Genomic DNA, 20,924 nt, shown 5'->3' on the forward strand with positions numbered 1-20,924 from the left:
GGACAAAACTAGGGCGCTCATTGGCCCTCGACATGGTGCAATCTGGTCGTGGAATCGTGGGCCAATCTTGACTTCCACCTCGACCTGTCCGGTCCGGGTGGGGTGCGGCAGCGGTTGACGGCGTCGCTGCGGGACGCGGTCCGGTCCGCGCGCCTGCCACCGGGAACGCGGCTGCCGGCCTCCCGCTCGCTCGCCGCCGACCTGGGGATCGCGCGCAACACCGTGGCCGAGGCGTACGCCGAGCTGGTGGCCGAAGGCTGGCTGACCGCTCGGCAGGGCTCGGGAACCGTTGTCGCGCAACGGGTCGCGCCGCCGCCGCAGGTGGTGCGCCGGGTCGTCGCCGACGACGTGCGGTACGACCTGACCGTCAGCACGCCCGACATCACCGAGTTCCCGCGGGCGGAGTGGGTCCGCTCGACGCGGCGGGCGCTGATGGCGGCACCGGCGGAGGCGTTCGGGCCCGGCGACCCGCAGGGGCGGATCGAGCTGCGGACGGCGCTCGCGGAGTACCTGGCGCGGGCGCGGGGCGTGCGGGCCGACCCGGAGCGGATCGTGGTGTGCTCAGGCTTCGGCGGCGCCGTGCAGATCTTCGACCGGCTGCTGGCGCCGCCGGTGGTCGTGGAGGAGTACGGGCTGGGGTTCCACCGGTCGCTGTGGACGTCGACCGTGCCGTTGGCGGTGGATGACCACGGCGCGAACACCGAACAACTGCCCGACGAGCTGCGCACCTGCGTTCTGACGCCCGCGCACCAGTTCCCGTTGGGCGGCCCTTTGCACCCACGGCGGCGCGCGTCGGCGGTGGAGTGGGCACGGCGCGTGAACGGGCTTGTGCTGGAAGACGACTACGACGGCGAGTTCCGCTACGACCGGCAGCCCGTCGGGGCGGTGCAGGGCCTCGACCCCGAGCACGTGGTCTACCTGGGGACGTCCAGCAAGGCGCTCACGCCCGCGTTGCGGATCGCGTGGATGGTGCTGCCGGACCGGTTCGTCGACCCGGTGCTCGCGCTGAAGACCAGCCGCGAGCAGCACATCAGCATGCTGGACCAGCTGACGCTGGCCGACTTCCTGGCGTCCGGGTCGTACGACGGCCACGTGCGCCGGATGCGGTTGAAGTACCAGCGGCGGCGCGCCCGGCTCGTGGAGGCCGTCTCGCCGTACGTGGAGATCTCCGGCATCGCGGCCGGGATGCACGCCGTGCTGGACACCCCGCACGAGACGGCCATCGTGCAGAAGGCGCGCGACCTGGGCGTGAAGGTCAGTCCGCTGTCGTGGTTCCGGCATCCGTCGAGCACCGACGACCGGACCGGGGTGGTCATGAGCTTCGGAGCGCCCGCGTTCCCACGGGCGCTCGACACGTTCGCCTCGGCGCTAGCGGCGTGCTGCTGACCAGCCCTCGGCGGTGACGTTGCCGCGTGCGTGGACGTAGACGCCACGGCCGTTGTACTGACCGGCCTTGGTGTAGACGAACCTCGTCTTCTTCTGTTCTGTGGCAATCCATCGGCGCTCAGTGGTGGTGATCGTGCGGACGTCCTGCCACGCCGTGCCGTCCCAGTGCTGGACGGTCAGGCTGTCGCCCTCGTCGACGTCCACGAACACCTCGACCGGGCGGTCCGCGGTGAGCGTGCCGCCGGAAGTCGTTGCCCGCCACTGCTTCCCACCCGACTGCACGGCGAGCGCACCGGCCAGCCCGTCGGCGACGGCGCGGCGAGCGGGGTTGACGCTGCCCCAGTCGCGGGACGGGTGCACGCGGTTCGTCAGCAGGATCGCGATGCTGCGCGAGGCCTTGTCGATCACGAACGACGTGCCCGTGTACCCGGTGTGCCCCGCGGTGCCGGGACCGCTCAACGCGCCCATGTACCAGCGCTGGTCGAGCTCGAAGCCGAGGCCGTGGGCGTTGCCGGGGAACTGCGGGGTGAAGTTCGTGAGCATCAGCTCGACGGAGTGCTCGCTGAGGATGCGCCGGCCGTCGTACGTGCCGCCGTTGAGAACGGTCTGACCGAGGACGGCGAGGTCCCGGGCCGTGCTGAACACGCCGGCGTGACCGGCCACTCCGCCGAGGGACCACGCGTTCTCGTCGTGCACCTCACCGCGGACGATGCCGCGCGGCGGGGAGACCTGGAACTCCGTGGCGGCCGTGCGGTCCTTGTCCCGCGGGTTGTAGCCGGTGTCCGCCATGCCGAGCGGCCGGGTGATGCCGTCGCGCACGGCCTCGTCGAGCCTCTTGCCGCTGACCCGGTGGACCAGCTCGCCGAGCGTGATCAGGTTCAGGTCGGAGTACACGTACGTGCTGCCGGGCGTGGACTTCGGCTGCACGTCCATGACGCCCTTGATGCGGCTCGGGACGTCCGGGAACCGCGACCACAGCGGGATGAACGGCTCCAGGCCGCTCGTGTGGGTGAGCAGCTGCTTGACGGTGATGTCCTGCTTGCCGTTCACGCCGAACTCGGGCAGGTAGTGCGCCACCCGCTGGTCGATGTCGACCCGGCCCCGCTCGACCTGCTGGATCACCGCGATCGACGTGAAGAGCTTCGAGATCGAGGCCAGGTCGAAGATCGTGTCCTTGCGCATCGCGACCCGGTCGGCCTCCGGCAGCTCGGTCTGCTGGTCCCGGTACAGGACGGCGTACCCGGTGCGGTCGTGCGTGACGACCTTGCCGTCGTGCACGTACAGCGTGACGGCGCCGGGGAACAGCGGCTTGCCGTTCGCCTGCGGCCGGGTGAAGTCGCGGACCTGGCGCAGGGCGGTGTTGATCGGCTCCGGGTCGAGGTGCGCCCAGTACGGGTTGGACGGGCGCAGCGTCGTCCGCTCGTGCGCGAAACCGTCCTGCGGCTGGTCGAAGTGGCCGGGGATGGCGACCGTCACGAGTGCGACGGCCAGTGCGGGGATGAGCATGGCGTCCTCACCGGTAGCGCAGGTAGGGCAGGCGGGTGCGGCGGAACTGCTGGAGTTCCGGCTGCCAGGCGCCCACCACGTCGTCCGCGGTCGCCCCGGCGTCGATCATCGTGCGCAGCCGGTCGGAACCGCTGAGCTTGTCGATCCAGTTGTCCGGCCGCCACGCGAACACGCCCGGGTACAGCGACTTCGCGGTGACGAGCATGGCGACGGCCGCCCTGATGGCGTCGAACTCGCGCGGGTCGGTCACGGACACGGTGACGCCGCCGCAGGTCTGGCCCTGGAACTTCTGGAACGTGGGGGAGAAGTGGGTCTCGCGGAACCGGACACCCCTGAGGTCCATCGCGTTCAACGCCTCGGCCCAGCGCCAGTCGACGCCGGGAGCGCCGACCGTCTCGAACGGGCGGGTGGTGCCGCGACCCTCGGACAGCACGGTGCCCTCGAACAGGCAGGTACCGGGGTAGACCAGGGCGGTGTCCCGCGTGGGCATGTTCGGGCTGGGCGGCACCCACGGCAGGCCGGTGTCGAGCTGGTCGCGCCGCCAGTCGCGGACGTCGACCACCTCCAGGCGGGTCTTGACGCCGAACTCGCCCACGTAGAAGCGGCCCAGCTCGCCGACGGTCATGCCGTGCTGCTGCACGATCGGCTTCAGGCCGACACCGGTGGCGTACGCGGGGTCGAGCTGCGGGCCGTTCGCCCTGCCGCCGATCGGGTTCGGGCGGTCGAGGACGACGAAGTCCAGGCCCGACGCGGCCTGCATCGCCGTGTAGAGCGACCAGATGTAGGTGTAGAAGCGCGCGCCGACGTCCGCGATGTCGAAGACGACCGTGTCGATGCCGGCCTTGGCGAACATCGCCGCGAGCTTGGTGGCGTTCGCGCCGTACGCGTCGTAGACCGGGATGCCGGTGCGCGGGTCCTGGTAGTCGCCCTCGGAACCACCGGCCTGCGCGGTGCCGCGGAACCCGTGCTCCGGACCGAACACCGCCGTCGGCTTTGCGTCGTGCGCGACCATCGAGTCGACGATGTGCGTCTGGTCCGTGAGCACGCCCGTCGGGTTCGTCAGCACGCCGACCTTGCGGCCCTTGAGCTTGCGCCAGCCGTCCTGCGCCAGCCGCTGCGCGCCGGTCGTGAGCCTGCGGTCGGCGGCCGCGGACCCGGTGGTGGCGAGGGGGACGGACAGGGCCGCGCCGGCTGCGAGGAAGTGCCGTCGCCTCACCAGGGCACCCCGTGCCCGAACGGGTAGGGGGTCGGGCCGGGCACCGCGACGGGCAGCTTGCCCTGCGGCTTGGCCTCGCCGAGCAGGACCTTCGCGAGCGACTCCATCGACACCGCCGTGGTCGAGTAGGTGGCGAGCCACGTCTTCGCGTCGGTGTGCGCGACGTCGTACGGGTTGCCGGTGGCCACCGCGACGACCGGCTTGCCCGTGGCGACGAGCTTGGCCAGCAGGTCGAGCTGGGCAGGGCGGGTGCTCAGGTTGTTGGTCAGCACGACGATCTTGTCGGCGCTCGCGGCCGCCGTCAGCGCCTGCTGGGTCTGCGCCGGTGTCGGGCTCGTGGCGGTGACGACCTTGGCGGCTTTGAGCCTGGTCGCGAGGGCCGCGACCGGTGCGTCGCCGGTGCCGACGACCAGGGGAGCGGTGGCCTGCAGCGGGAGCGCCTGGCCGTCGTTGCGGACCGCGGTGATGGTGCGGTCGGTGATGAGCTGGGCCCTGGCGGCGTTGGAGCCGACGACCCGGTCGGCCGCGTCCGCGTCGACCTGGGCGTTGAGCATGACACCGCGCAGGAGCTTCATCTTCAGGATGCGCAGCACGCTCTGGTCGATGCGCCGCTCGGAGAGCTCACCGCTGCGCACGGCGGCGATGACGCTGTTGATCGCGAGACCGAGGTTCGGCGGCATCAGCAGCTGGTCGACGCCCGCCTTCAGCGCGAGCACCGGGATCTCGGCGTCGGAGTGCAGCTTGCGGACACCGGCCATCTCCAGCGAGTCGGTCACGACCACTCCGTCGTAACCGAGCTCCTCGCGCAGCAGACCGGTGATGACCCGCGGCGAGAGCGTGGCCGGGTTGCCGGACGGGTCGATCTGCGGCACCTGGATGTGCGCGGTCATGATCGAGTCGACCTTCGCGGCGATGGCGGCCTTGAACGGCGGCGCGTCGATCTCCCGCCACTGCTCCAGCGTGCGGTTCGAGACCGGCAGGCTGGTGTGGCTGTCCTCGGACGTGTCGCCGTGACCGGGGAAGTGCTTGGCCGTCGCGGTGACCGAGGTGGGGCTGAACCAGCGCTGCTCGTAGCCCTCGACCTGGGCCCTCGTCATCTCGGCCGCGAGCTTCGGGTCGCTGGAGAAGCTGCGCACGCCGATGATCGGGTTCGCCGGGTTGGAGTTGACGTCGGCGTCCGGCGCGAAGTTCTGGTTGATGCCCATCGAACGCAGCTCGGCCGCGGTGATCCGCGCGGCTTCCTCGGCGTCCTCCGCCGACCGGCCCGCGCCCAGGGCCATGTTGCCCGGCAGCTGGCTGAACGGCGGGCCGATGCGCGTGACGAGACCCATCTCCTGGTCCGTCGAGATGAGCAACGGGACGCTGCTCGCCTTCTGCAGGCCGTTGGAGAGCTGCGCGATCTGCCTGGGGGTGTCGATGTTGTCGCGCGAGGAGTTGTTGAAGTAGATGACGCCACCGGGGTGGTACTTGCGCACCACCTCCGCGGGCGTGTCGACGCCGAAGTCGGTCCGGTTCTTCGGGTGAGCGACGTCGGCTGCCTGGCCGTTCACGAACGTGACGAACAGCTGGCCGACCTTCTCCTCCAGCGACATGCCGCCCAGCGTGATCACCGAAGCGTCCGCTCGCGGTACCGGCACGAGCGTGAGCATCGCGGTGGCCAGGGTGAGCGCGGCGATTTTCCGCACGGTGTCGTGCCTCCCGGTGATCTTCCCACGAGATAACAGGCCTGTTATGCAAGTTAGTGACGCCAAGCCTATGGGTCAACGGGAGCGCATTCCGGCGACGCGCCGAGTTCTTCACAGGGTCCGCGCGGAGCTTTCACACAAAAGCAGACGGGGCACCCCACGAATGGGGCGCCCCGTCTTCAGCGCGGGCTTGCGAGTTACCAAGCGTGCAACTCGTGTCGTACAACCCTGGCCTCGGCGTCCGGCGTCCCGGTACGCAGGCCCTAGACGACAAGCCTCCCGCGGCGTGCTGCGCGTGGGTACTCGAAGTCCGCGCACGGAGCTCCGCCGGGGTGGAGTCTGGCTCCTCTTCGCCAGGTCCCTGGCCGACCCGAGGTCCGCACCACCTATTTAAGTGCGTGGGCCCGGTCACAGCAAGGGCTCGGAAGGGTGCACCGGTCAAGCCACGTTCAGTAGTGAAAGCACTGGCGTTCCAGCGTTTCCGCGGTCGTGCCGACGTCCGGGTACCGCTGTCGGGGCAGACGTGTGCACCCACGCGGGCACCACGTGTGCGCGCCGTTGCCGCTACTGCTCGGTACGCGTCCCGATGGCTGTTCTTCGGGTCGCGAGCCTTGACTAGTCGCCCTTGCGCTTGCGCCGGAGGCCGTACCAGGCGGCTCCCGCGGCGGCGACGGCACCGAGGCTGATGGCCGTGACCGCGACCGTCCTGCCCGACGGGGTGGGGATGCGCGAGCGCAGGCTCACCGGGTCCGAGAACACCTGCACCGGCCAGTCCTTCTGGACGGCGATCCGGCGCAGGCCGCGGTCCGGGTTCACCGCGTTCGGGTGACCGACGACCTCGAGCATCGGGATGTCGCTCACCGAGTCGGAGTAGGCGTAGCAGGTGGCGAGGTCGTACCCGCGTTCTGCGGCGAGCTGCTTGATGGCCACCGCCTTGTTCTCGCCGGCGCAGTAGAAGTCGACGTCACCGGTGTAGCGGCCCCCGTTCACGACCATCCGGGTGCCGACGGAGTGGTCCGCGCCGATCAGCTGTGCGATCGGGGCGACCAGTTCCTCGCCCGATGCGCTGACGATGACGACGTCGTGGCCCTCCGCCTTGTGGTCGGCGATGAGCTGCGTCGCCTCCTTGTAGACCAGCGGGTCGACGATGTCGTGCAGGGTCTCGCTCACGATGCTGCGGATCTGCTCGACGTCCCAGCCCGCCGCCAGCGCCGTGATGTGCGCGCGCATCCGGTCCATCTGGTCCGCGTCCGCACCGGCCAGCATGAACACGAACTGGGCGTACGCGCTCTTCAGCACCGCTCGGCGGTTGATCAGCCCCTCCTGGAAGAAGGGACGGCTGAACGCCAGCGTGCTCGACTTCGCGATCACGGTCTTGTCGAGGTCGAAGAAGGCGGCGGTCCGGCTCATGGGACTCAGCTTAGGTGTACTGGTCAGTAGGCCGTTCGGGCGGCATTTCGCCGGTGGACAAAACGGTGTTGCCGCACGGTTACCGAAACTTGCCCCACGGCTGTAGCGGAAGTTGCGCGCGGCACTGGCGCATGGGGATACAGTAGGAGAGTCCGGTTCGACGGACGGGTTCAGTCCGACCCCCCGGGACTGAACCATTGACGACCCCCGTCCCTCCCCCCTGGCGGGGGTCGTCCCATATCCCGGGCACGTTTCCCGGTGACCTCGACTGGACCTCTGCGGCCACCGCGGCCCGACCTCCCAGCGTCGCACACACCCCCGACAGTTCCGGGCCCGCCGACGCCTGAAGATCGCGACTTGTCCACATCCCGCGATTCGTCCACATCTCGATCTTCACCCCGTTGTGTCGTTCATCACGACCGACGACCGTTCATCCCATGACCCACCCCCTCGCCCTGCTCACCGACCCGCACCTGCTCGACGAGGTGCTCCGCCTCGCGGCAGCCGCCGACTGCCCGCTGTCCTGCGCGCCGGACGTCCCCGCGCTGCGCCTGTCCTGGCACTTCGCACCGCTGGTGGTCCTCGACGCCGCAGCACTGCCCGCCTGCGTGGCCGCCGACCTCCCGCGCCGCCCCGGCGTCGTGGTCGTGCACGGCGGCGACCCGCCATGGCCCCTGGTCGTGGCGGTCGGCGCCGCCGCGCTGCTGGAGCTCCCCACCGAGGCCGAGGCCCTCGTCACCCTGCTCACGGACGTCCGCGACGGCCCGCCCTCGGACGCCGGCCGCGTCCTGTCCGTCATCGGCGGCCGCGGCGGCGCCGGCGCCTCCGTCCTCGCCACCGCCTGCGCCCGCGAGTCCGCCACCACCGGCACCGAGACCCTGCTCGTCGACTGCGACCCGCTCGGCGGCGGCCTGGACCTGACCCTCGGCGCCGAGTCGGCCACCGGCGCCCGCTGGCCCTCCGTCCACTGCTCCGGCGGCCGCGTCCCCATGTCCTCCCTGCGCGCCGCCCTGCCCACCACCGGCGCACTGAGCGTCCTGTCCTGCGACCGCACCGCCGAACCCCCGGAACCACAGGCCGTGTCCGCGGTCCTCGACGCGGCCCGCCGCTCCGGCTGCACCACCGTCTGCGACCTCCCCCGCCACCCCACCCCGGCCGCGACAGCCGCCCTCTCCCGCACCGACCTCGCGGTCCTGGTCGTCCCCGCAGAGCTCCGCGCCACCGCCGCCGCCACCCGCGTCGCCACCCTGCTCCGCACCCACGGCACCCCCACCCGCCTGGTGGTCCGCGGCCCGTCCCCCTCGGGCCTGTCCGCCCCCGACATCGCCGCCGCCGTCGGCCTCCCCCTGCTCACCCAGATGCGCCCCGAACCAGGCCTCCCCGCCGCCCTGGACCGCGGCCACCTCCCCCGCAACCCCAAGGGCCCCCTCGCCACCACGGCCCGCCTGATCCTGCAGTCCCTCCACCCCTGAAAGGCCGTCCCCGATGCCCCGCCTCCACCTCTCCCTCCGCATCCGCACCTACGCCCGCATGCTGCTGAACCTCGCCCTGTACGGCCGCACCACCAAACCCCCGTACAAATTCGTGAAGCCCCCACCCTGACCCGCCCCCGCCGCGCCTTCGCGAACCGCCGCACACCAACGCTTCCGCGCCGCAGAGCGCCGCCCTGCCCGCGGCCGCCTCCCCGCGCGTGGGCGGCGCGCGACCAAGGCCGTTCTCGCACGCCACCAACCGCCTTTCCCGCGTTGGCAACGCATCCAGCCGCCAACCGCACCGGCCTACGCCACACCCACCGTCCCGGCACCGCACACCGCGCGCCAAACCCTCGCCCTGCACCGGCTCTCGCCCGCTGCCCGCCACCCGTCCTCGCGCCTCACCCCGCCCTCGTCTCACCCTGCGCCGCCGTCGACCTCCGCATCGCCCGCTCCCCGCCAGTCCGCTCCCCGCCACTCCGCCACTCCGCTTCCGCCACCCGACCTCCGCCCTCGCTCCGGCCCTCGCAACCCCGCCCCGCGCCCCTGCCCTCGTCTCACCCCGCGCTCCGCCGACCTCCGCGTCGCCCGCTCCGCGCCACCCACCCCGCCCTCTGCCACTCCGGCCCCCGTCACCCAGCCCGCCCCTGCCATCCGCCCCGGCTCCTGCCACCCAGCCCAGCCCTCGCCATCCCCGCCCACTCCCGCCGTCCCGCACCACCCACCCAGAAGGAGCTCCCCATGACCCGCTTCCTCGCCTGGTGCTCCGAAACCTGGCTCCGCCTCACCCACCGCGCGAACGAGATCCCGTACGGCCGCCACGCCCACCGCCCCGGACCGGCGACCCCGGCATGACCACCCTCATCGACCGCGTCCGCCACCGCCTCGCGGGCACCGACGCCGAGATGACCGCCGCGGTCGTCGCCCAGGCGGTCCGCTCGGAGGCGGGCGGCGTCCTCGCCGACGCGGATGTCCTGCAAGCGCTGCAGGTCCTGCGCCAGGAGTTCAGCGGCACCGGCCCCCTCGACCCGCTGCTGGCCGACCCCGGCACCACCGACGTCCTGGTCACCGCACCCGACCAGGTCTGGGTCGACGGCCCGGACGGCCTGCGCCGCACGGCCGTCGTCTTCCCCGACGAGGACGCCGTCCGCCGGCTCGCCCAGCGCCTCGCGGTTGCCGCAGGTCGGCGGCTGGACGACGCCTCGCCGTGCGTCGACGGCTGGTTGCCGGGCAGCGGGGTGCGCATGCACGCGGTGCTCCCGCCGATCGCCGACCACACCTGCCTGTCCCTGCGCGTCCTCCGCCCCGCGACCCACGACCTCCAAGCGCTGCAAGACCTCGGCACGTTCGACGCGGAGATCGCCGGGACGCTGAAGGCCGTCGTGCGCAGGCGGATGGCGTTCCTCGTGGTGGGCGGCACCGGCTCGGGCAAGACGTCGTTGCTGTCCGCGCTGCTCGGGTGCGTGCCGCCGAACGAACGGATCGTGTGCGTGGAAGACGCCGGCGAGCTGCGCCCGGATCACGAGCAGTTCGTGCGGCTCGTCGCACGCCCGCCGAACGTCGAGGGCGCGGGGGAGGTGACCGTTCGCGAGCTGGTGCGCGAGGCGTTGCGGATGCGGCCGGACCGGATCGTCGTCGGCGAGGTCAGGGGCGCGGAGGTGCGTGAGCTGCTCACCTCGCTCAACACCGGCCACGAGGGTGGCGCGGGGACCCTGCACGCCAACTCACCGGCCGAGGTGCCCGCCCGGCTCGAAGCGCTGGGAGCGCTGGCGGGGCTTGACCGCCAAGCGCTGCACAGCCAGGTCACCGCGGCGGTCCGGCTCGTGTTGCACATGCGCCGCTGCGACACCGGCGAACGACAACTGGCCGAGATCGGCGCCTTCAGCCGTACGGAGAACGGACTCGTCGTCCATCCACTGTGGACGAAGGAGCACGGGTGGAAGGAGAAGCCGTGGTAGGCCTGCTCCTGCTCGCGACGGCACTGCTGGTGTGGCCGCACGTCAAGCCCATCAGACGGCTGAGACCCGCTGCCGCCCGCGGAGTCCCGGTGCCGAAGTGGTTCTGGGTGCTCGCCGCAGCCGTGGCGGTCTACCTGACCACCGGCCTCGGTGGCCTGCTCGCCGCGGCGGTCGTCGCCGTCACCGTCGGGCGGATCGTCAGGCGCATCAGACGAGAGCGCTCCCAGAACGCCGCGACCGAGGCGTTGAGCAACGGACTCGGCGGCGTGGTCGACGAGCTCAGGGCCGGGGCCCACGCGGCAGCGGCAGCGGAGGGCGCCGCCCAGGACACGCCCGCGCCGGCGAACGAGGTGCTGCGGACCGCGGCTGCCGCGTCCAGGCGGGGCGGTGACGTCGAGAGGGCGTTGCGGGAGCTGGACCAGCCGCTGCTCAGAACCGCGGTGGACCAGCTCGCCAGGGCCTGGCGCGTCTCCGCCCGGCACGGGGTGGCGCTGGCCGACGTGCTGGACGCGACCAAGGCGGACCTGGACCGGCGCCTGGCCTTCGCACGGCAGGTGCGGGCCCGCATGGCAGGCCCGCGGGCGAGCGCGCTGGTCCTGGCCGGGCTCCCGGTGTTCGGAGTGCTGCTGGGCGAGCTCAGCGGAGCACGACCGCTCGGCGTCCTCACCGGCACCCCGGCCGGTCAGGTGCTGCTCGTCGCCGGCGCGGTGCTCCTGGCGACCGGCCTGTGGTGGACGAAACGGATCACCGAGCCATGACCTACCTGCTCCTGGCCCTCGCGGTGCTCGTCGCACCTCCGCCACGACGTCCCCTCGACCGCCTCCGGCCACGGGCCAACGACCCGCCACCCGCACCGCGCAAGGCCGACGGGCCGTTCGAACGGGCCGCCGCCTGGGACCTGCTGGCCGCGTGCCTCAAAGCCGGGTTGCCGGTACCGACGGCCATCGCGGCGGTCCGCGTCGACGGGCTCGGCCGGGTCGCGGAGCTGCTGCGGCTCGGTGCGGACCCGGTCACGGCGTGGGCGACGGCGCTCGACGACCCCGCGACCGCGGCGTTGGCCAGGGCCGCGCGCAGGACCGCGCGGTCAGGGGCGGCACTCGCGCAGCAGGCCGCCGAGCTGGCCGAACGGACGCGCGCCGATGCCGTCGACCAGGCCGAGGCGAAGGCGCAGCGGGCCGCGGTGGCCGTGGCCGCGCCGCTCGCACTGTGTTTCCTGCCGGCCTTCCTGTGCCTCGGCGTGCTGCCGGTGGTGCTGGGGCTGGCCGGCCAGATCCTCCACTAGAAGGGCGAACGAGATGGAACTGCTCAAGGACGACAGCGGCATGAGCACGGTCGAGTACGCGATCGGCACGCTCGCCGCGGCGGCGCTCGCGGGTGTGATCTACGCGGTCGTGACGAGCGACTTCGTGCAGGACCTGTTGCAAGGGCTGATACAGCGTGCGCTGTCGGCGGTCTGACGACCGGGGCATGGTCACGGTGGAAGCCGCGGTCGCGGTGTGCGCACTGCTCATCGCCATGGGACTCGCGGCCGCGAGCCTCACGGCGGTGATCGAGCAGATCCGGTGCACGGACGCGGCGCGCGAGGCGGCGCGGTTGTCGGCGCGCGGCGAACGGCAGCGCGGGGTCCAAGCCGTTGCGCAGATCGCACCCGGTGCCACGGCGGAGTTCCAGGACGAGGGCGATGCCGTGCGCGTCTTCGTGCGGCAGCGGGGACCGTTGGGCGTGCTGCTCACCGCGACCGCGTTCGCCGTCGTGGAGCCGCGGTGAACGGCGGGACGAGCGGCGAACCGCTTGGCGGTGAGCGCGGATCGGCTGCGGTGAGCGGTGTCATGGCGATGTTGCTGCTGGTCGTCGTCACAGCGGCGGGTGCGCAGTTCGGCGCGGCGGTCATCGCACGGCACCGGGTGACCGGCGCCGCCGATCTGGCCGCCCTCGCGGCTGCCGCTCGTCTTGCCGAAGGTGATCAGCACGCGTGTGAGCAGGCGGAACGCGTTGCGCGGCAGAACGGTGGCGAGCTCGGCTCGTGTGCGGTGAACGGGTGGGAGGTGGTCGTCGAGGTGTCGGCGGCTACGCCGTTCGGCCCGGTCAGTGCTCGGTCGAGAGCAGGTCCGGCTGAAGATCAGAGCGTTTGGAGCACGACGAGCGGTCGTTCATCGGCGGTGAGCGGACTCACACCCGTGCCTGGACATGCTGAACGGTGATCGAACCAATTGTTGACAGTTCGGTTCCCCGTTCAGCCGAAGCACGCTCGCCGTGCCGTACCGACCAGTTGTCGAGGCGGGGGTTACCAAGCCCGGCCCCGGTGTCGTTAGTTGTAGTGGCGGCACCGACGCGGTGTCCTACGAACACCGGCACCACGTCGATGTCGAGCCAAGAGCCTTGGAGGCGAAGGAAGATGGACTGGTCGGACAGCTGGCGCGGGGCCTTCCGCATCGAACTGCGTGCGGAGGCCGTGAGCCTGGCGTACCGCGGCTGGCCCGTCCTGCCCGGCACGTACCCGGCCGGTTCCGAGCAGGGTGTGACGCAGTGGGCGGGCCGCAGCGGGCTCGAGCTCCACGGACCCATCCCGGTCCACCGCGACTGGGTCGACCGCGTCGGCACCCGGTCCGACCAGGTCGCCACCTGGTGGGCGGGCCGTTCCTACAGCCTCCTCCTCGCCACCGGCCACGCGGTGGACGCGATCGAGGTCGGCACCGACCTCGGCCGCCGCGCGGCCGTCGCACTGCGGTCGATCAGCGTTCCCGTGCCGATCGCCGCGACCCCGTCCGGCCGGTGGATGTTCATGGTGAAGTCCGGCTCGAAGCTGAACGCCGAGCTGGCCAACAACTCGGACGTCCACCTGTACGGCCAGGGCGAGTACATCCCGCTGCCGCCCACCCCGATGGCGCACGGCGTCGTGCACTGGCGGGTCAAGCCGTCGATCTGCGGCTGGAACCTGCCGGACGCGCACGTCGTGCAGGACGCGCTCGCCGAGGCGCTGCACGCCCCGGCCCGCTTCCAGCTCGAAACCGTCTGACACACAACTACATGTAGAGCCCGGCCGTGCTGGGTGTCGTCGTGGACTCTCCCCGACAACCCCGAAGGCGATGCCCTGCACGGCCGTTCCACCAAGCCCGATCCGACGACCTGCCTCCGCACCCGCACTTCGGGGGAGGTCGCAGGAGAGGGCAGAAAAGCCGAACACGCACCCCGAAGGACAGCCTCCCGCAGCACGACCGGACCGAGGAACGTTAGTGGCAGAGCACCTGCACTGCCGCGATCGGCGAAGCCGGCTCCTCCCCGGAGTTCGTCCCACAGCAGTCGACACCGTCGCCTCCCGCGTGTCCTGCTCGGACGGACAACCAGATTCCGCCGATGTTCCACGGAATCCGGTCGAGATGCGGTAGCAGGCGGGAACACAGTGTTCGGCACGTGGAGAGCGCGCGCCGCGGGTACCCGTGAGCCCGCGGCGCGCGCCCACGAAGCAGGCAATGCTGCTCACCGCTGACGCGGTTTCGCCGCAGCTCGCAGTGCCTGTTGCGGGGGCGACCCCGCAGACCCCGCGGGAAGCACTACAACAGGAGCTCGCAGCAGGCCGCGAAGGCGAAGGTCTGCTCCAGGCTCCCCGGACGAGGAACCGCGTCGGCGTCCCAGCCGAGGTCCCGGTCCGCCAAGACCTGCTCGATCAGCGGGTGCCACCGCTGATCGAGCATTTTCAACCCCCACAGCAGCGCGCCGCGCTTCGACTCCACCTCCCCGGTGTGGATGGTGTAGAGCGTCCGGCAGTACGCGGCGACGATGTAGCGCTGTGTCCAGGCGTTGCCCATCGGGGCCCAGCCGCGGATCCCCTCCAGCACGTGCGGCAGCGCGGCGCGCATCGACGACCGCAGCGCCTCGGGCGGGACCTCGTCGACCAGCGACTCGATCGGCGGGCCGTCCAGCACGATGCCGTGGTTGCGCAGGATCCACCGCGCGTGCGGCGAGTTGCAGTGCAGGTCCCACTCCAGTGTGCGGCTGCCGTGGTCGTTGAACAGCCACGGAACGCCAAGACCGGCGACCGACCGCAGCGAGTCGACGTCGGCGTACGAGCCCTCGATCTCCGTCGACCAGCGGCCCGGCCGGGTGGGGATCTCGTCGTGGAGGACCCGCAGACCCTCCAGCGCGGCACCGGACGGCAGCTCGGTGCAGGCGATGATGAAGTCGCAGTCGGAGTGGACGTCCCCGGCGCCGAGGGCGAACGAGCCCTGGACGTAGGCGCCCACGTAGGTGGGGCCGAGGATGGTGCGCACCGACGCGACGAAGTCGTCGAGCAGTGCGTCGAGGTCGGCAAACGGCGTGAACAAGGCAGACTCCAAGGAACCCGTGGCGAGAAGGGGGACGGGCGCGGCAGAGCGTCGCGTCGGCCGCGCGGGAGGGCACGGCGGAGCGGCTCACCAGCCGCGCACGTGGAACGGTGGAGGTCCGGGTCGTCCGCGCCGGTGGGCACGGCAGCGGTCCACCCGCACGCGTGGCACGCAGAGCGTCGAGCTGTCCGCGCCGGAGAGCACGGTCAAATGGTCCGCCAGCCGCGAGTAGGACGGCGAAGCGTCGAGTCGGCCGCGCCAGAGGGCACGCCGGAGCGGTCCACCAGCCGCGAGTGGCACGGCGAAGCATCAAGTCGGCCGCGCCGGAAGGCACAGCGGAGCGTCGAACCGGCCGCGCCGGAAGGCACGGCGCAGCGATCCACCCGCGCATGGCACGGCGGAGGTCCGGACTCGGCCGCACCTAGAAGCGGCGGGTCCGATCAGTCGCGTTGCAGCTACCTGCGTTCACACCAACACCGTAGCCACGAGCGACGGCACCGGTCAGGTGATTTTCCCGAGCACCACGTCCAGCACCAGCACCGCTCCGGCCTTGTCCAGCGGGTCGTTGCCGTTGCCGCACTTGGGGGACTGGACGCACGACGGGCAGCCCATCGGGCACGTGCAGGCCTTGATCGCCGCGCGGGTCGCCGACAGCCAGGCCCGCAGCGCCGAGTGGCCGCGGTCGGCGAAGCCCGCGCCGCCGGGGTGGCCGTCGTGGACGAACACCGTCGGCATGCCGGTGTCCGGGTGCGCGGCCGTCGACACGCCGCCGATGTCCCACCGGTCGCAGGTCGCGAACAGCGGCAGCAGGCCGATCGCCGCGTGTTCGGCGGCGTGCAGTGCGCCGGGGGTCCGCTTCGCTTCCACGCCCGCGGCGAGCAGCAGCGACTCGTCGACGGTGTACCAGACCGCACGGGTTCGCAGGGTTTGCTCGGGCAGGTCGAGCGGGATCTGGTCGAGCACCACGCCCGAGGGCAGCCGGCGCAGGTAGCCGACGACCTGCGTGGTCACCTCCACCTCGCCCAGCGACACCGTCACACCGCCGAACTCCTGCCGCTCCACCTCCCGCACGACGGTGATGTCCACGCAGTCGCGCGGCTGGGTCGTCCACTCCGGGTCCTCGCGGTGCACCAGCGCGAGACCGCTGTCGAGGTCGAGCTCGTCGACCACGTACGAGCGGCCCTGGTGCAGGTAGACGGCGCCGGGGTGCACCTGCCAGCTGGCCGATCCCGGGTCGACGGTGCCGAGCATCCGGCCGGAGTCGGCCTCCACCACCGCCACCTGCTCGCCGCCGGAACCGCGGATGTCCACCCCGGCGTGCGGCCGGTCGTGCGAGGCCCAGTACCAGCCGGCGGGCCGTTTGCGCAGCAGCTTCTCCGCCACCAGCTCGGCCAGCACGGACTCCGCCAGCTCGCCGCCGAAGTCCGGCAGGCAGTCCCGCGTCAGCGGCATCTCGGAGGCCGCGCAGGCCAGCTGCGGCCCGAGCACGTACGGGTTCATCGGGTCCAGCACGGTCGCCTCGACCGGCCGGTCCAGCACCGCCGCCGGGTTGTGCACCAGGTACGTGTCCAGCGGGTCGTCCCGCGCCACGAACACGACCAGCGCGCTGTCACCGGACCGCCCGGCGCGACCGGCCTGCTGCCAGAACGACGCCAGGGTGCCCGGGAAACCCGCCACCACCACGGCGTCCAGCCCCGCGATGTCGACGCCCAGCTCCAGCGCGTTCGTCGTCGCCACGCCGAGCAGGTCGCCCGTGGACAGCGCCTTCTCCAGCGCCCGCCGCTCCTCCGGCAGGAACCCGCCCCGGTAGGCGGCCACCCGCGCGGGCAGCTCACCATCCACTTCGGACAGAATCCGCTGGGTGCCCAGCGCCGTCAGCTCGGCACCGCGCCGCGAGCGCACGAACGCGAGCGACCGCGCACCCTCCACCACCAGGTCCGCGAGGATCCGCGACGTCTCCGCGCCCGCCGACCGCCGCACCGGCGCGCCGTTCTCGCCCTCCAAAGAGGTCAGCGGCGGCTCCCACAACGCCACCGTGCGCGAGGCACGCGGTGAGAAGTCGTCCACGACAGCGGACACCGGCACGCCCAGCAGCCTTTCCGCCGAAGCGGAAGGATCAGCCACAGTGGCCGATGCCAAAACGAAGATCGGGTCCGCACCGTATTTGCGGGCCACCCGCCGCAGCCGCCGCATCAACAACGCCACGTGCGAACCGAAAACACCTCGGTAGGAATGGCACTCGTCGATCACCACGTACTTCAGCCTGCGGAAGAACCGCAACCATTTCGGGTGCTGCGGCAGGATTGAGCGGTGCAGCATGTCCGGGTTGGTGAAGACCCAGTTCGCGTGCGCCTTCACCCAGTCCCGTTCGGCCATCGGGGTGTCACCGTCGTAGGCCGACGCGCGCACCCCCTTGATCCCCAGCTCGTCGAGCGAGCGGAGCTGGTCCGCGCCAAGGGCTTTGGTGGGGGACAGGTACAGCGCGGTGGCCCTCGTGTCCGCCAAAAGAGTGGAAAGCACCGGCAGTTGGTAGGCGAGCGACTTGCCCGACGCGGTGCCCGTGGCGAGCACCACGTGCCGCCCGGACCACGCCAGCTCGGCCGCCTCGACCTGGTGCCGCCACGGCTCGCGCACCCCCGTCTCCGCGAACGCCTCGACCACCGCCGAGGCCGCCCACGACGGCCATTGCACGTGATCAGCCCGCCGCAACGGGAGATCGCGCGCGTGCGTGAGGGGCGACTCCCCGGCGGGCGTGCCCGCCAGCACCCGGTCCAGCAACCGGCGTCCCTGATCCACCACGACCCGAGCTTCGCATACACCACCGACAGTCCGGACCGGGTCGCGGTCGACTTCCAGCGCGGATAACGGTGTGTGCACGCTTCGGGACGGTTCGTTGCCTTGTTGCAACCAGCCCCTAGACTCCCCGCTCATCGCATCCAATGAGGGATGCGTCACGTCGCGCTGGGCGGCTGGTCTGCCTTGGCGCTGCACATGGCAACTCACCAGGAGGACGGATGTCCCGGCAATTCCTCGCGGAGGGCCTTGAGCTCTCCGGAGGTGATCGCGGCGTCGTAGCCGTGGTCGCCGTGGTCGCCCTGGCTGCTCTCGCCGTCGGGTACGTGCTGCTCAAGGAGGTGCTGGCCGCCGGCCAGGGCACCGACAAGATGCAGGACATCGCCAGGGCGGTTCAGGAGGGCGCAGCGGCCTACCTCAACCGGCAGTTCCGCACGCTCGGCATCTTTGTCGTGATCGTGTTCGTGCTGCTGTTCGCGCTACCGGCAGATGATTTGGCCGAACGAATCGGCCGATCTTTGTTCTTCATCGTCGGTGCCGCGTTCTCGGCGATCATCGGCTACCTGGGCATGTGGTTGTCCACGCGCGCCAACGTGCGTGTCGCCGCCGCCGCGAACGAAGAAGGCGGTCGTGAAAAGGCGACGCGCATCGCGTTCCGCACCGGCGGCGTGGTCGGCATGACCACGGTCGGCCTCGGCCTCTTCGGCGCGGCGCTCGTCGTGCTCGTGTACGCCGGTCAGGCCCCGAAGGTCCTGGAGGGCTTCGGTTTCGGTGCCGCGCTGCTCGCGATGTTCATGCGCGTCGGTGGCGGCATCTTCACCAAGGCCGCCGACGTCGGCGCCGACCTGGTCGGCAAGGTCGAGCAGGGCATCCCCGAGGACGACCCCCGCAACGCCGCGACCATCGCGGACAACGTGGGCGACAACGTCGGTGACTGCGCCGGCATGGCCGCGGACCTCTTCGAGTCCTACGCCGTCACCCTGGTCGCGTCGCTGATCCTCGGCACCGCCGCGTTCGGTGTGCAGGGCCTGCTGTTCCCGCTGATCGTCCCGGCGATCGGCGTGCTGACCGCGGTCATCGGCGTCTACACGACCAAGGCGAAGGTGGGCGAGAACGGCCTCTCGGCCATCAACCGCTCCTTCTACATCTCCGCGGTCATCTCCGCGGTGCTGTGCACGATCGCGGCCTTCACGTACCTGCCGAGCTCCTTCGCCGACCTCAACGGCATCTCCGACGCGATCAAGGGCACCAGCGGGAACCCGGCGCTGATCGCGTCCGTCGCGGTGATCATCGGCATCGTGCTGGCCGGCGTCATCCTCTGGCTGACCGGCTACTACACCGGCACCGAGCACAAGCCGGTGCAGGAGGTCGGCAAGACCTCGCTGACCGGTGCGGCCACCGTCATCCTGTCCGGCATCTCGGTCGGTTTCGAGTCGGCCGTCTACACCGCGCTGGTCATCGGTGCCGCCGTCTACGGCGCGTTCCTGCTGTCCGGTTCGGTCGTCGTCGCGCTGTTCGCGATCGCGCTGGCCGGTTGTGGTCTGCTGACCACCGTCGGCGTCATCGTCGCGATGGACACCTTCGGCCCGGTCTCGGACAACGCGCAGGGCATCGCCGAGATGTCCGGTGACGTGCACGGCGAGGGCGCGCAGATCCTCACCGAGCTCGACGCCGTCGGCAACACGACCAAGGCCATCACCAAGGGCATCGCGATCGCGACCGCCGTGCTCGCCGCGACGGCGCTGTTCGGCTCCTACAAGGACGCGATCGACCAGGCCGTGCTGAAGATCGGCAACGAGATCGGCTCGCTGCCCATCTCGTTCACCAACGTGGTGTTCAGCCCGAACGTCCTCGTCGGCGTCGCCATCGGCGCGGCCGTCGTGTTCATGTTCTCGGGCCTCGCGGTCAACGCCGTGACGCGCGCCGCCGGTGCCATCGTGTTCGAGGTGCGCCGCCAGTTCCGCGAGAACCCGGGCATCATGGACTACTCGGTCAAGCCGGAGTACGGCCGCGTCGTCGACATCTGCACCAGGGACTCGCTGCGCGAGCTCGCGACCCCCGGTCTGATGGCCGTGCTCGCCCCGATCGCCGTCGGCTTCGGCCTCGGCGTCGGCCCGCTGGCCGGCTACCTCGCCGGCGCCATCGCCACCGGCACGCTGATGGCGGTGTTCCTGGCCAACTCCGGTGGGGCGTGGGACAACGCGAAGAAGCTGGTCGAGGACGGCAACCACGGCGGCAAGGGCTCCGAGGCCCACGCCGCGACCGTCATCGGCGACACCGTCGGTGACCCGTTCAAGGACACCGCCGGCCCGGCCATCAACCCGCTGATCAAGGTCATGAACCTGGTCTCGGTGCTGATCGCCCCCGCCGTCGTGACGTTCTCCATCGGCCCGGACGCGTCCGCGCCGCTGCGCATCGCGATCGCGGTGGTCGCCACCGTCATCATCATCGGCGCGATCATCGTGTCGAAGCGCCGCGGAACGGCGATCGCCGACTCGCCCGCGGAGGCCGTCAGCAACGGCGCCGCGTAGTTCCACCGCCGGTCGGGGTACGTTCGGGTGTCCACCGACGTACCCCGACCGAGGAGTTACGACATGAGGCGCAGCCTCGTCGCCACTACCGCAGTTGCCGCCATCGCGCTGGCCGGGTGCACCAACGGCGGCAACTCCGGCACGTCCACGCCGACCAGCGGCCAGCCCGACGCCGCCGCCGTCACCTACATGGACAAGGTCTGCGGCGCGGCGTCCGCGTTCGCCAAGGTCGACAAGACGGCGCCGAAGCTCGACGCGGGCGACCCCGCCAAGCTCAAGGCCGAGATGGCCGCCTACATGGGCCAGCACGCCGACGCGTTCACCAAGTCCGCCGCCGACCTCAAGCAGGTCGGGCCGTCGCCCGTCGCGGGCGGTGACGAGGCCGTGACGAAGATGTCGGAGACCTTCACCGCGCTCGGCACGCTGTTCGCCGACGCCAAGGTGAAGATCGAGCAGGCGGACGCCAACGACGCCACCGGCGGCCTGCAGGCGGCGGGAGAGGCGATCTCCAAGCTCTCCGAGCTCGCCGACCCGCTGAGGGACCTCAAGGCCGTTCCCGAGCTGCAGAAGGCCGCCCAGAGCGCGCAGAAGTGCCAGGAGATGCAGCGGCTCGGCGCCGCCCCCACGGGCTGAGCCCGACCTGTG

General features: G+C 71.4%; 17 protein-coding genes. 11 read left to right on the forward strand and 6 right to left on the reverse strand.

Annotated features, from left to right (window positions below):
- The first annotated feature begins 48 nt into the window (after positions 1 to 48).
- Positions 49 to 1,386 carry a PLP-dependent aminotransferase family protein gene (locus AB0A63_RS04080; protein ID WP_360385122.1) on the forward strand — a complete coding sequence of 446 codons (1,338 nt, stop codon included), beginning with the start codon at positions 49 to 51 and terminating at the stop codon, positions 1,384 to 1,386.
- Here AB0A63_RS04080 and AB0A63_RS04085 read toward each other — a convergent pair.
- The 4 genes from AB0A63_RS04085 to AB0A63_RS04100 form a co-directional block, all read right to left on the reverse strand.
- Complete coding sequence (locus AB0A63_RS04085; protein WP_360385124.1) at positions 1,369 to 2,892, reverse strand: serine hydrolase domain-containing protein; 1,524 nt, start codon at positions 2,890 to 2,892, stop codon at positions 1,369 to 1,371. The two genes, AB0A63_RS04080 and AB0A63_RS04085, sit on opposite strands and share 18 nt — an antisense overlap.
- A gap of 7 nt (positions 2,893 to 2,899) precedes the next feature.
- Entirely contained in the window at positions 2,900 to 4,108 is a 1,209-nt protein-coding gene (locus AB0A63_RS04090) for a DUF1343 domain-containing protein (protein ID WP_360385126.1), read from the reverse strand.
- On the reverse strand, positions 4,105 to 5,757 hold the full coding sequence (locus tag AB0A63_RS04095) for a glycoside hydrolase family 3 protein (protein ID WP_360386600.1): 1,653 nt from the start codon (positions 5,755 to 5,757) through the stop codon (positions 4,105 to 4,107). Before AB0A63_RS04095 ends, AB0A63_RS04090 begins: the two co-directional genes overlap by 4 nt.
- Positions 5,758 to 6,408: 651 nt before the next feature.
- Positions 6,409 to 7,203 carry an HAD-IB family hydrolase gene (locus AB0A63_RS04100; protein WP_360385128.1) on the reverse strand — a complete coding sequence of 265 codons (795 nt, stop codon included), beginning with the start codon at positions 7,201 to 7,203 and terminating at the stop codon, positions 6,409 to 6,411.
- Positions 7,204 to 7,640: 437 nt separating this feature from the next.
- Here AB0A63_RS04100 and ssd point away from each other — a divergent pair, with 437 nt between their 5' ends.
- From ssd to AB0A63_RS04140, 8 genes are all read left to right on the forward strand, one after another.
- Positions 7,641 to 8,675 (forward strand): septum site-determining protein Ssd, encoded by a 1,035-nt coding sequence (ssd, locus tag AB0A63_RS04105; protein ID WP_360385130.1) that lies wholly within the window; start codon positions 7,641 to 7,643, stop codon positions 8,673 to 8,675.
- Positions 8,676 to 9,526: 851 nt separating this feature from the next.
- On the forward strand, positions 9,527 to 10,633 hold the full coding sequence (locus AB0A63_RS04110) for a TadA family conjugal transfer-associated ATPase (protein ID WP_360385132.1): 1,107 nt from the start codon (positions 9,527 to 9,529) through the stop codon (positions 10,631 to 10,633).
- Entirely contained in the window at positions 10,627 to 11,391 is a 765-nt protein-coding gene (locus AB0A63_RS04115; RefSeq protein ID WP_360385134.1) for a type II secretion system F family protein, read from the forward strand. Before AB0A63_RS04110 ends, AB0A63_RS04115 begins: the two co-directional genes overlap by 7 nt.
- Positions 11,388 to 11,915 (forward strand): type II secretion system F family protein, encoded by a 528-nt coding sequence (locus AB0A63_RS04120; protein ID WP_360385136.1) that lies wholly within the window; start codon positions 11,388 to 11,390, stop codon positions 11,913 to 11,915. The genes AB0A63_RS04115 and AB0A63_RS04120 overlap by 4 nt, the downstream gene beginning before the upstream one ends.
- 13 nt (positions 11,916 to 11,928) lie before the next feature.
- Positions 11,929 to 12,090 (forward strand): DUF4244 domain-containing protein, encoded by a 162-nt coding sequence (locus AB0A63_RS04125; protein ID WP_360385138.1) that lies wholly within the window; start codon positions 11,929 to 11,931, stop codon positions 12,088 to 12,090.
- Positions 12,091 to 12,100: 10 nt separating this feature from the next.
- Positions 12,101 to 12,400 carry a TadE family type IV pilus minor pilin gene (locus AB0A63_RS04130; protein WP_360385140.1) on the forward strand — a complete coding sequence of 100 codons (300 nt, stop codon included), beginning with the start codon at positions 12,101 to 12,103 and terminating at the stop codon, positions 12,398 to 12,400.
- Positions 12,397 to 12,834 (forward strand): Rv3654c family TadE-like protein, encoded by a 438-nt coding sequence (locus AB0A63_RS04135; protein WP_360385142.1) that lies wholly within the window; start codon positions 12,397 to 12,399, stop codon positions 12,832 to 12,834. The genes AB0A63_RS04130 and AB0A63_RS04135 overlap by 4 nt, the downstream gene beginning before the upstream one ends.
- Before the next feature lie 194 nt (positions 12,835 to 13,028).
- Positions 13,029 to 13,649, forward strand: coding sequence for a bifunctional DNA primase/polymerase (locus AB0A63_RS04140; RefSeq protein WP_360385144.1), 621 nt, complete (start codon positions 13,029 to 13,031; stop codon positions 13,647 to 13,649).
- 535 nt (positions 13,650 to 14,184) lie between these two features.
- Here AB0A63_RS04140 and AB0A63_RS04145 read toward each other — a convergent pair.
- A complete protein-coding gene (locus tag AB0A63_RS04145; RefSeq protein ID WP_360385146.1) occupies positions 14,185 to 14,955 on the reverse strand; it encodes an aminoglycoside adenylyltransferase domain-containing protein in 771 nt (256 codons plus the stop codon).
- A gap of 501 nt (positions 14,956 to 15,456) precedes the next feature.
- Complete coding sequence (locus AB0A63_RS04150) at positions 15,457 to 17,754, reverse strand: DEAD/DEAH box helicase (protein WP_360385148.1); 2,298 nt, start codon at positions 17,752 to 17,754, stop codon at positions 15,457 to 15,459.
- A gap of 215 nt (positions 17,755 to 17,969) precedes the next feature.
- Here AB0A63_RS04150 and AB0A63_RS04155 point away from each other — a divergent pair, with 215 nt between their 5' ends.
- Positions 17,970 to 20,279, forward strand: coding sequence for a sodium-translocating pyrophosphatase (locus AB0A63_RS04155; protein ID WP_360385150.1), 2,310 nt, complete (start codon positions 17,970 to 17,972; stop codon positions 20,277 to 20,279).
- 63 nt (positions 20,280 to 20,342) lie between these two features.
- Complete coding sequence (locus AB0A63_RS04160; RefSeq protein ID WP_360385152.1) at positions 20,343 to 20,912, forward strand: hypothetical protein; 570 nt, start codon at positions 20,343 to 20,345, stop codon at positions 20,910 to 20,912.
- Positions 20,913 to 20,924 lie beyond the last annotated feature (12 nt).

It is taken from the genome of Lentzea sp. NPDC042327, assembly GCF_040647275.1.
GTDB lineage: Bacteria > Actinomycetota > Actinomycetes > Mycobacteriales > Pseudonocardiaceae > Lentzea.

Bases quoted from the DNA above. Each gene is read 5' to 3' on its own strand.
- AB0A63_RS04085 (WP_360385124.1), bottom strand. From the start codon at position 2,892: ATGCTCATCCCCGCACTGGCCGTCGCACTCGTGACGGTCGCCATCCCC.
- AB0A63_RS04095 (WP_360386600.1), bottom strand. From the start codon at position 5,757: ATGCTCACGCTCGTGCCGGTACCGCGAGCGGACGCTTCGGTGATCACG.
- AB0A63_RS04100 (WP_360385128.1), bottom strand. From the start codon at position 7,203: ATGAGCCGGACCGCCGCCTTCTTCGACCTCGACAAGACCGTGATCGCG.
- ssd (WP_360385130.1), top strand. From the start codon at position 7,641: ATGACCCACCCCCTCGCCCTGCTCACCGACCCGCACCTGCTCGACGAG.
- AB0A63_RS04110 (WP_360385132.1), top strand. From the start codon at position 9,527: ATGACCACCCTCATCGACCGCGTCCGCCACCGCCTCGCGGGCACCGAC.
- AB0A63_RS04120 (WP_360385136.1), top strand. From the start codon at position 11,388: ATGACCTACCTGCTCCTGGCCCTCGCGGTGCTCGTCGCACCTCCGCCA.
- AB0A63_RS04125 (WP_360385138.1), top strand. From the start codon at position 11,929: ATGGAACTGCTCAAGGACGACAGCGGCATGAGCACGGTCGAGTACGCG.
- AB0A63_RS04130 (WP_360385140.1), top strand. From the start codon at position 12,101: ATGGTCACGGTGGAAGCCGCGGTCGCGGTGTGCGCACTGCTCATCGCC.
- AB0A63_RS04140 (WP_360385144.1), top strand. From the start codon at position 13,029: ATGGACTGGTCGGACAGCTGGCGCGGGGCCTTCCGCATCGAACTGCGT.
- AB0A63_RS04155 (WP_360385150.1), top strand. From the start codon at position 17,970: ATGTCCCGGCAATTCCTCGCGGAGGGCCTTGAGCTCTCCGGAGGTGAT.
- AB0A63_RS04160 (WP_360385152.1), top strand. From the start codon at position 20,343: ATGAGGCGCAGCCTCGTCGCCACTACCGCAGTTGCCGCCATCGCGCTG.